The organism is Nonomuraea sp. NPDC005650, from assembly GCF_040605375.1.
Taxonomy (GTDB): Bacteria; Actinomycetota; Actinomycetes; order Streptosporangiales; family Streptosporangiaceae; genus Nonomuraea.
On record NZ_JBEXCR010000128.1, the window covers coordinates 1 to 2,216 of the forward strand.

General features: G+C 68.3%; 1 protein-coding gene. It reads right to left on the bottom strand.

Annotated features, from left to right (window positions below; all coding sequences use genetic code 11):
• On the bottom strand, positions 1–2,150 hold a 2,150-nt coding region (locus tag ABZS69_RS66960), incomplete at its 3' end, for a condensation domain-containing protein (protein WP_355395622.1).
• Positions 2,151–2,216 lie beyond the last annotated feature (66 nt).

Sequence of the window (2,216 nt, forward strand, 5' to 3'; positions counted from 1 at the left end):
AGGTCGGTACGCAGCACCAGCGTGTTGACGAAGAACCCGATCAAATCCTCGGTCTCGGCCTGATTCCGATTGGCCACCGGCGTACCGACCAGCACATCATCCTGCCGGCTGTAGCGGCCGAGCAGCACGGCATAAGCGGCCAGCAGCGTCATGAACATCGTCGCCCCGGTACGGCGGGACAGTGCCCGCAGGCCCTCGGCTACCTCCGGGCTGATGTTGAAGTCCAAGGCGGCGCCGGCGGTGTCGCGAATCGCCGCGCGTGACCGATCGGTGGGCAACTCCAGCACCGGTGGCCGGGCCAGCTGCCGCCGCCAATACCCGAGCTGCTCCTCCAGAGTCTCGCCGCTCAGCCAGGAACGCTGCCACACGGCGAAATCGGCGTACTGCACCGGCAGCGGCACCAGCGGCGACGGCTCCCCCGCCCGGAAGGCGTCGTAGAGCGCGGCGAGTTCCCGCTGGAAGATCTTGGCCGACCACTCATCGGAAATGACGTGGTGCATGCACAAGGCCAGGATGTGCTCCTGATCGCCGATCCGGATCAGGCTGCCGCGCAGCAGAGGTCCTGTGGCCAGGTCGAACGGCGTGGCCGCGTCGGCGGCGATCAGCGCCTGTGCTTCCTGCTCGCTCGCCACCTCGATGACCGGCAGGTCGAAGTCAGCGGGAGGGTCGATGAGCTGGTACGGGATACCCTCGGCGTCCGCGACGAGCCGGGTGCGCAGCACCTCATGACGCTCGGTCAGCGCGGTGAGGGCGGCGCGCAGGGCGGGGACGTCGAGGTCGCCGGGCAGCGGGATAGGAGTTGGGGTGTTGTGCTCGGTCGAGCCGGGGTCGAGCTGGGCCAGGAACCACAACCGCTGCTGGGCGAACGACAAGGGCAATACCTGGTCACGGTCGACCGGGGCGATCCTTGGCCTGCTGATGCCGTTCGCCTCGTCGATGAGCGGTGCCAGACCACCGACGGTGGGCTGATCGAACAGCACGGAAAGCGACAGGTCGATGCCGAACACCGCACGAATGCGGGAGGTGACCTGGGTGGCCAGCAGGGAGTGCCCGCCCAGGGCGAAGAAGTTGTCGCGGACCCCGACCTGATCCACGCCCAGGAGGTCGGCCCAGACACCGGCCAGCAAATGCTCTGTCGGGGTGGTCGGAGGCTGATAGCCGCCGGCGAGCTCCGGACGGCTGCCGTCCGGAGCGGGCAGGGCGGCCCGGTCGATCTTTCCGTTCGGGGACAACGGGAAGGCGGCGAGCTCGATGAACACCGACGGGATCATGTAATCCGGTAGAGCAGCGGCCAGATACGCCCGCAGATCATCGGCGGTGGGGATGCTCGTGTCCGGACGAGCCGGTGTGAGGTAGGCGACCAGCCGACGGTCGCCATCCTCGCCAAAGGTGGTCACCAGAGCAGAACCCACATCGGCGTGGCCGGTCAGGGCATGCTGGATCTCGCCCGGCTCGATCCGGAAACCACGAATCTTCACCTGATGATCGGTCCGCCCCAGGAAGACCAACTGGCCATCCGGCCGCCACACAGCCACATCACCGGTCCGATACAAGCGCGAGCCGTCACCCGCGTGCGGGTCGGCCACAAACCGCTCGGCGGTCAGCACCGGCCGCCCGTGATAGCCACGGGCCAGGCCCACACCACCCACGAACAGCTCCCCCGGCACCCCCGCCGGAACCAGGCCCAGCTGGGCATCCAGCACGTGGGTGGTGGTGTTGGCGATCGGCACACCGATCCCGGCTGGGTCCTGGCCGATGGTCGCGCACACCGTCGTCTCGGTCGGACCGTAGGCGTTCAGCAGCCGATGCCGGCCGCCCCACACCCGAGCGAGCTCCGGATCCAGATGCTCACCAGCGCTGATCAACGTCAACTCAGGTAGCTCCTCCGGATCCAGCGTGGCCAGCAGCGACGGCGGCAACGTCGCCACATCCACCCGCTGCTCACCGATGAACCCGGCCAGATCGGCCGTCCGCTGCTCCGCACCCGGAACCACCAGCGTCGCCCCCGCGGCCAGCGTCACCGCGATCTCCGACACCGCCGCATCAAACCCCGGCGACGCGAACTGCAACACCCGCGACCCCGCCGAAACCCCGAACGCTTCCTGCTGTGCCACCACCAGGTTCACCAGCCCCCGATGCCCGACCCGCACCCCCTTCGGACGACCCGTCGAACCCGACGTGTAAATCAGATAAGCGGCCTGACCCGGGACAACAAC